At 66.1% G+C, this 8,550-nt stretch carries 6 protein-coding genes; 4 read left to right on the forward strand and 2 right to left on the reverse strand.

Annotated features, from left to right (window positions below):
- Nucleotides 1-87: 87 nt before the first annotated feature.
- Nucleotides 88-2,415: a hypothetical protein gene (locus ACI3K3_RS24915; RefSeq protein WP_404918680.1), complete on the reverse strand. Its 2,328-nt coding sequence runs from the start codon at nucleotides 2,413-2,415 to the stop codon at nucleotides 88-90.
- A 245-nt stretch (nucleotides 2,416-2,660) separates the two neighbouring features.
- Between ACI3K3_RS24915 and pelA the strand changes: the two genes are divergently transcribed.
- The 4 genes from pelA (at nucleotide 2,661) to ACI3K3_RS24935 (ending at nucleotide 8,174) form a co-directional block, all read left to right on the forward strand.
- The gene (gene pelA, locus ACI3K3_RS24920) at nucleotides 2,661-3,983 is read left to right on the forward strand and encodes a pectate lyase (protein ID WP_404918682.1); all 1,323 of its coding nucleotides are present in this window, start codon (nucleotides 2,661-2,663) and stop codon (nucleotides 3,981-3,983) included.
- A 157-nt stretch (nucleotides 3,984-4,140) separates the two neighbouring features.
- Nucleotides 4,141-5,469, forward strand: coding sequence for an MFS transporter (locus tag ACI3K3_RS24925; RefSeq protein ID WP_404918684.1), 1,329 nt, complete (start codon nucleotides 4,141-4,143; stop codon nucleotides 5,467-5,469).
- A 4-nt stretch (nucleotides 5,470-5,473) separates the two neighbouring features.
- Entirely contained in the window at nucleotides 5,474-6,664 is a 1,191-nt protein-coding gene (locus ACI3K3_RS24930) for a benzoate/H(+) symporter BenE family transporter (RefSeq protein ID WP_404918686.1), read from the forward strand.
- Nucleotides 6,665-6,719: 55 nt separating this feature from the next.
- The gene (locus ACI3K3_RS24935) at nucleotides 6,720-8,174 is read left to right on the forward strand and encodes an alginate export family protein (RefSeq protein ID WP_404918688.1); all 1,455 of its coding nucleotides are present in this window, start codon (nucleotides 6,720-6,722) and stop codon (nucleotides 8,172-8,174) included.
- Nucleotides 8,175-8,230: 56 nt separating this feature from the next.
- On the opposite strand, the gene ACI3K3_RS24940 is transcribed toward ACI3K3_RS24935, so the two are convergent.
- Nucleotides 8,231-8,550: oxidoreductase C-terminal domain-containing protein (locus ACI3K3_RS24940; protein WP_404918690.1), on the reverse strand; the 320-nt coding region annotated here is incomplete at its 5' end.

The following is an 8,550-nucleotide window of genomic DNA, read 5'->3' on the forward strand; positions in this document are numbered from 1 at the left end:
CAGCCGCCAGCCCTCCCGCTGCCAGCCCCTTCAGCAATCCGCGTCGGCTCTGCCGTTCCCAGGTCATCGTCATCTCCCAACAAGCAATCAGGGCGCGGGCGTCAGTCCTTCGACGCGTACCTTCCAGCCCTGTTTCGGAAATCCCGGAGCATGCCCCTTCGACCCGTCCCAGCCGCCCGCCATCAGGCCCACGGCCATGAGCAGCGCACCGTTCGAGGGGAAGTAGGTCTCCGCCGCCCGGCGATAGCCAGCACCGTCCGGATTATCTTCCAGCGCGACCCCGCCTGCCCCGCCGGAAACCGGCACAAGATCCTCGGCATGTGCATCAAGGTGGACCCGAGGCGTCATGCCGGTCGGCCCCCACTGGTTGTTCTTGCGATCGGCGAACAGCCAGTCGATGGCCTTGTCCGGCTCTCCCAGACGCGCCGCGGCCATGGCCAGCATCGGGAAATCCCAGCCCCAGGTCTGCCGTAAGTCCCAGTTCGCGGCGACCGCAGCGAGCGTGCGCCGCATGGCTTCGCGATCGATGCGATCGCCGGGAATGAAACCGTAGGCCATCAGGAAGGATGGGTGATCGCGGTTCTTGCAGGGATCCGCTGCCGCATTGCCCCCGCAGGCCGCCGATCGTGCCACCTCCCAGAAGTCAGGCACGGTCTCGGCCGGCAGGTAAAGCCCAGCGCGCATCGGCGGCGGGGCAAGCCGCCCGATCGCCTCGTCCCACTCGGCCTTGCGCGTATACCCCTGTCGCTCGCGCCATGCCTGCGCCGTCTGAAGCGCCCAGCGGAAGTATTCGAGCTCGAAAGTGGGATTGGCGGTCGTCAGCGGATCGTAGTTCTCCTGCGCCGGAATCAGCGGCGGCCCCAGGTTCATCCGGCCATTCTCCCCGGTGGGCCAGGATGCCAGGAGATCGGCCGTCGCCTCCACCAGTTCGCCGTAACGCTGGAGTACCGCGCGGCTTTTCCCGGCCCGCCAGACCAGTTCCGCCATCAGGATCGGATGCGGCTGCTGCCACATGATGAAAGGAGAGACCAGGCTGGGACTGTTGCGCCCCTCCGGCCCCACCATCTTGGGCCACCAGGCCCCGCGAACCTTGTGACGGGCCGCCTCCTCCCGCGCTTTGGGCAGATGCGAGACATACCAGGGCAGGCTGCGTTCGAGCAGTTCTGGATGCCCCCAGATCGCCTGCCAGCCCGAGTGCCAGGGGTGCATTTCGAGGTGGAACTTGCCGAACCAGCTGTTGGAAAACAATCCCTCCTCCTGCGGCGGCAGTTCCCCGGCACCGTTGATCGCCGAGAGATATTGCGAGAGCACGACCCGGCGCTCCAGCTCGGCGGCGCGCGGATCGGTGCTGCCGCTGAAGTCCACCGCTCCGCCCCGGGTCCAAAAGGCCTGCCAGTGATCGGCCACGGCCCGGCCGCCCTCTTGGACGGACGGCAACGGCGCCGAGGCGGCCGTGCGATCGTAGCTTACGGTCAGGCGGATGGTCTCGCTGCCCTGCCCTTTCGCGCCGACCGTCGCCTTTCCGTCGAAGGCAAGAATTCCGTCGCTTTCCACGGTGGACCAGTAACGGGTGGCGTCGAGATCGCGCTGCAACCGGATGCGGCTCGGTTCCTGGGCAAGAATCCGCGTCCTGCCGCGATCGTCGCTCCATGAGGAAGGGTCGGGGTTGATCCGTGCATCTACGGCGGGATAGCGCGCCGCCAGCCCAAGGCGCCCGGAAGCGGCGAGCGGGGACGTGACTTCCACCGAGATCGCATCGCGCCCCGGCAATACCCGTGTGACGACCGTGACCGGTACCCCTTCATAGGCGAAGCGGCTTGTCAGCGTTCCGGACCACATGTCCAGCACCTGCCGTGTTCCGGAAACGGCCTCGAAGCGCGGTGCCTTGCCGTCCATGGTCATCGCCACGCGGCCAAGCGAGATGCGATGGGGATTGGCGCGCAGCCAGTTGAGCGCGGGGTTGGTTTCGGCATCGCCCCAGGACCGCATCCAGGCATAGGGCTGCTCGCCGCGTCCCGGCACGGGCACCTGCACCAGACCGTCCTTCTCGGCGTAGCCGGCCTTGTCCGGAAAACTGTGCCATGCCCATTGCGCCATCGTCAGCAGCGGTGCCAGCGGCGAATATCGGTCCGGGAAGGTCTGGAGGCCGGTGATGTCGGCAGTGAAGCCGATCGCGCCATTGCCCAGCATGACCGGCGCATGCGGATCTATGGCCGTAAGCACCGGATTGTGCCGCTGGACCAGCGCCCGGCGATCGATCCGATCGGTTGCCCCCGGTGCCGTGCCGGCAAAGACCCCCGCCGTGCCGGCAAAGACCGGCGCCCCGACCAGGCAGGAGAGTGATAGCAGGCCCGGCACTGCCAGCCTGATCCCGCTCGATCGCGCCAAACCGCCGCTCGCCGACGACTGGATCATGATGCCGCTCCCGAATGACGGCACCTTGCAGCGGTGCCTTTGCCCCCTCTCATCATGAACAGGTTACCGGTGTCAATGACGTAGCGCGAAAATGACAAAAGTTATATGATGACTTTCGATTTTCCCTCTTCTCGATCGATTTCCCACATGATAGCAGACTGTTCCGAAGAGGTGCTCCCTGACGGCCGGCCCGGTTTCAGGCTTCCAAGCGCCCACGCCGATCCGCAGGTCACGGGAGAGAGATCATGAAATCCGCGCGCATGTTTGCGTTCTGTCTGGCCGCTGCGGCGCTGGCCGACGGCCTCTCGCCTGCCACGGCCAAAGTGATCGCCATCAACCAGCCCGCGCTGACTCTGACGGAAGCCCGCATCGGCACCCTTCCCGATGCCGAGCAGGCGGTATGGCTTGCCTACCTGCTCCGCTCCAAGGCCCAGGCGCGCGTCGATCGCCAGTCTCTGGCCGCCGAACTCCAGCCGGGACAGGTTCCACCGCCGCCTCCGCAGGCGGTCGGCCCGTCTCACTACAACATGCCGATCGACCGGCCCGCCGCATGGTACAGGTCTGCCGAAGCCCGGCATATCGCCGATACCATGGTGAGCTTCCAGACACCCGCCGGAGGCTGGAGCAAGAACCAGAACCGTGCCGGCCCGGCCCGCCTGCCCGGGCAGCGTTACGGCAACGATGCCGAGACGATGGTGCAGGATCCGGCGAATTTCGATGCCCCTTACGACCGCTTCTGGACGTTCGTCGGCACGCTGGACAACGATGCCACCACCACCGAGATGCGGTTCCTGACGCTCATGTCGCAGGCCCTGCCCGGAAACGAGGGTGCCCGCTACCGCGAGAGCATCGTCAAGGGCGTGGAATACCTCCTTGCCGCGCAGTATCCCAACGGCGGCTGGCCGCAGATCTGGCCGCTGGAAGGCGGATTCCACGACGGCATCACCTTCAACGACAATGCCGTCGCCAAGGCGGCGATGCTGCTTCAGGAGGTGGCGCAGACGCCGGCCTATCGCTTCGTCCCCGGCACCCTGCGGCAAAGAGCCGGCGCGGCGGTGGGCAAGGCGGTCGACGTGATCCTTGCCGCGCAGGTACGCCGGGACGGAAGGTTGCTCGGCTGGCCGCAACAGGTCGATCCGCTGACGCTGGAGCCGATCTCCGCCCGAAATTACGAACCGCGATCGGTCGCGAGCGGCGAGACCACCGATGTGCTGATCTTCCTGATGAACCAGCCCTCGCCCTCCCCCGCCGTGCGCGCCGCCATCGAGGGCGGCATCGCGTGGCTCAGGCGGGTGGCGCTCCGCGATCATGCCTGGGAAAAGACCGACGACGGCCGCAAGCTGTTCCCGCGTGCGGGAGGGGGGCCGCTCTGGTCGCGCAATTACGATGTGGTCTCGGGCCTGCCGATCTTCGGAGACAAGGACCGCTCGATCCACGATGACGTGAACGAGATATCGATCGGACGCCGCAACGGCTACAACTGGTGGGTCACCGCTCCGCAGGAAGCGCTGGATGCCTATGCCGGATGGAGCAGGAAACCCGCATCCGGAACACCGCGCCCCGACTGAGAGCTTGTCTGAAAATTCGCGGCACGCGAACTTCGGGCACCGGCGGTCACATACCCATGGCGTATCGATTGCTGACTCAATCGGTATTTGTTGATCGGCTGCAAATCGATCACGCTCCCTCGAAATCACGCAAAGTGGTATGGGAGAGGGAATCGATATGCATAATATCGACGTGGGTCGCTGTGTCGACGAAGCCAGGTTCAGTAGATTTCATCTAAAGATAATCATCGCCTGCGCACTACTTCTCATCGTCGATGGATACGATGTATTCATCTATGGTGTAGTGCTGCCACAACTCATGGAGCACTGGCAGCTTACCGCGCCCCAGGCCGGCTCGCTGGCCAGTTGGGCGCTTTTCGGCATGATGTCCGGCGCTCTTCTGTTCGGGCCGCTGGGTGACCGTATCGGCCGCAAGACCTGCATCGCCATTTGCTTCACCCTTTTCAGCGCAGCCACTTTCGTCAACGGCTTCGCTACGACGCCGATGACGTTCGGCCTGCTGCGCTTCGTGGCGGGGCTCGGCTGCGGAGGGCTGATGCCCAATGCGGTTGCGCTTACCAATGAGTATGCGCCGAAGCGGATGCGCAGCACGCTCGTGGCGCTGATGTTCAGCGGCTACGCCGTCGGCGGCATGGTCGCGGCGGGCCTCGGCATCTGGCTGCTGCCGCTGTTCGGCTGGCAGGTCATGTTCTTCGCCGCTGCCGTACCGCTCGTCCTGCTGCCGGTGGTCCTTCGCGGACTGCCGGAATCCGCTGGCTTCCTAATCCGCAAGGGCGAGCAGGACCGCGCACGCGCCATCCTTCGGCGTTTTTCGCCCGATGTCGCGACCGGCGGCAGGCTGGTCTATCAGGAAAGCGCCGGAGACCGCGCTTCGGTATCGGAACTGTTCCGCCATGGCCGGACGCTCGGCACGCTTTCCATGTGGCTGTGCTTCTTCTGCTGCCTGCTGATGGTCTACGCGCTGGGTTCCTGGTTGCCGCAACTGATGCGCAGCGCCGGGTACAGCCTGGGATCGAGCCTCTCGTTCCTGCTCGCGCTCAATTTCGGCGGCATGTTCGGCGCCATCGCCGGGGGCCGCCTGGCGGACCGGTTCGGACTGCCCCGCGTGGTCATGGCCTACTTCGCCCTCGGCGCGCTCTGCATCGCCCTGCTCGGCCTCAACAGCGCGATGCCGGTACTCTATCTGCTGATCTTCATCGCGGGTGCGGGGACCACGGGTACGCAGATCCTGCTCTACGCCAGTGTCGCGGAGTTCTACTCGCTATCGGTGCGCTCCACCGGGCTTGGCTGGGCTTCGGGCATGGGCCGCATCGGCGCGATCGTCGGGCCGATGCTGGGCGGCCTGCTGCTGGCGGCGCAATTGCCGATGATGCTCAACTTCATCGCCTTCGCCGTTCCCGGACTCGTCTCGGTGCTGGCCACGGCGCTCTACATCGTGAGCCGCCGTCAACAGCGCATCCGGCCGGACTACGCCCTCGCAGGCTGAACGGATGATCATGACGACGCGGCAGACATCGTGGATCCCGGCGATCATCGCCGGGATTATCGCCACCACCATTTCCTATGCCGGGCCGCTGGTGATCGTGTTCCAGGCGGCCCAGGGGCTGAGCCCGGAACTCGTCGCCTCGTGGATCTGGGCGATCTCGATCGGCAGCGGCGTGCTGGGCATCGTGCTGAGCTGGCGGCGGCGCGTGCCGATCGTGATCGCCTGGTCCGCGCCGGGATCGGCCCTGCTGGTGACGATGCTGCCGCAGACCGATTTCGCGACGGCCGTGGGCGCCTATATCGTCGCCAACCTGGCGGTGCTGGCGGTCGGCGCATCGGGCACTTTCGACCGGTTGATGCGCCGCCTGCCCGCCGCGATCACGGCGGCCATGCTGGCGGGCATCCTCTTCCGCTTCGTGATCGACATGGTGGGCGCCGTGCCTTCCGCCCCGCTCACGGTCATCGCGATGATAGCCGCCTTCTTCGCAGGACGGGTGCTGGCACCGCGCTATGCCGTCGTCGCGGTACTGGCGACCGGACTTGCGCTGACCATGCTCGACGGCGGGCTGAGCGGCACGGTCGGCGCTCCCCGCCTGACCCTGCCGGTCTGGACGACGCCCCGTTTCGACTGGGCCGCGACGGCCAACATCGCCCTGCCCCTGGCCGTGGTCGCGCTGACCGGACAGTTCCTTCCCGGCATCGCCGTGCTGCGCGCGGCCGGTTACGCGGAGCCTTCGGCGCGGCCGATCGTCTCTGCCAGCGCGATCGGTTCGATCCTGCTGGCACCGTTCGGCTGCCACGGCCTCAACCTGGCGGCCTTCACGGCGGCCATCTGCCTTGGCCCGGACGCCCATCCCGATCCCCGCAAACGCTACCTTGCCGGGATCGCGGGCGGCGTGACCTATCTCCTCTTCGGCGCTTTCGCGGCGACGGTGCTGGCACTGTTCGCGACCCTGCCGAAGACCCTGATCGCCGCGCTGGCGGGACTGGCGCTGTTCCCGGTCGTCTCCAGTTCACTCAGCACCGCCCTGCGCGCGGAACAAGGCCGCGACGGAGCGCTCGTGACATTCGCGGTGAGCGCCTCGGGAATGACGCTCGCCGGCCTGGGATCGGCGTTCTGGGGCCTGATCTTCGGGCTGTCGGTGCACCTGCTCCAAACCCTCGCATCGCGCCCGATGCGAGCCGCGGCGACCTGATCGCCAACATAGAAAAACAGAGCCCGATCGGGCCAGGAAATTCGGGAGAATAGGAATGTTCGATATGATGGCGCTTGCGCTGACCTCGGCGGCTGCGCCGGTTCCGGCGGCAGCACCCCCTCCTCCGCAAGCAGAGGCGCAAGCGGAGGCGCAGGCGGGGGCTCCCGTCGTCACGGCGACAGCTCCGGAAACGCCCAACCGGCCCAAGGCGCCCAAACCCGCCTTCAAGCCGATCAATCATGATGAGGACTATTCCAGCTTCCGCGCCGTGAGGGACGAGAACCTGTGGACCCGGCTCAAGTACATTCCGCTGGCGGGCAAGACTTACGCCACGCTCGGCGGAGAACTGCGGCTGCGCCCGGAGCTGCGCATCGGCGAGCGCTGGGGCCGGGGTCCGCAGGACGACGACGGCAATTTCCAGCAGCGCACCCGCGTCTGGGGCGATCTCCAGATCGAAGGGCTGTTCCGTGCATTCGTCGATCTGGAACATGCCACCAGCTCCGGCCTCGATTCCGTGGTGGCGCCGATCGAGGAAGGTCGTCTCGACTTCAACCAGGCCTTCATCGAAGCCCATGTGCCAGTCGGTCAGGCAAAGATTACGGCGCGCTTCGGGCGTCAGGAAATCGGCATCGGCAACCAGACGGTGTTCGACATGCGCGAAGGCGCCAACACCCGCCGCTCGCTCGACTTGCTGCGCGTCATGGGCAGCGCGGGCCAATGGGACGGCGGCTTCCTCACCGGCCACGCCGTGCTCGAAAAGCTCGGCACGTTCGATGACGAGACCAATCACGACTATGACCTGACCGGCTTCCACGCCGGGCGCAATTTCGGTGCCGGCGCGCGCTCTTCACGGGCGGAAATGCTGTTCGTCGCCTCAGATCGCGCCAGCGTCGCCTTCGACAGCGCTGCGGCGGCGCGGGACCGGCGGCGCACGCTTTCCTTGCGCTATGCCGGAAAGGCGAATGCCTGGAGTGTCGACGTGGAGGCGATCCGGCAGTGGGGTTCCTTCGGAAATCTCGATATCGACGCCTATTACGTGACCGGAACCGTGGCCCATGGCTGGGCGTCGGGCTGGAAACCCAAGCTGGCGCTTCGCGTGGACGTGGGCTCGGGAGACCGCAATCCGAACGACGGCAAGCTCGGCACTTATGGCCCGCTGTTCCCCAAGCCCCTCACCTACAACGGCGATCTCGGCCCGCACAACCTGACGATCTTTCAGCCGATGCTGACCCTGCAACCGAACGCCCGCCTGACGCTGGACTTCTCGGCGGCGGGCCTCTGGCGCACCTCGATCCACGACGGAGTCTATTCGCTGGGCGGGCAGGTACTGCGCAGCGCCGACGAAAGCGATTCCCGCTTCTTCGGCAAACGCGCCACGGCGGCCGGGCGCTATGCGCTGAACCCGTTCACCACCTTGGGCTTCTACACGATCTACGGAGACGTTTCGGAGAAGTTCAAGCCGGGCCGCGACCTGTTCTACGCGGCTGCCTATGCAACCTTCCGGTTCTGATGTGAAAGCGGCCGCCCGATCCGGGCGGCCGCGAACTTTTCCGACATAGATGGAGGTCAGGCCGGTGATTGCTCCGCCAGCAATTCCTTGAGCGGCCTGTCCTTGTCGGCCAGCGCTTCCAGATCGGGCCTCGTGCCCGCCTCCACCAGCTTGCGGCCCTGGACGTAGTCCTTGACCATGTTCACGCAATCGAGCGCGAGCACTTTGCCTTCCTTGAGGTAGATCACCGAGAAGCTGCGGTCCTCGGGGTTGCCGCGGATCACGGTCTGGTCGAAGCCCAGGTTGATGCCCGCGGTCTGGAGCTTGAGGTCGTACTGGTTGGACCAGAACCACGGGAAGGCCTTGTAGGGCTTCTCGTCACCGCAGATCGCCTTGG

This window comes from Novosphingobium sp. ZW T3_23 (genome assembly GCF_044987305.1).
Classification (GTDB): Bacteria; Pseudomonadota; Alphaproteobacteria; order Sphingomonadales; family Sphingomonadaceae; genus Novosphingobium.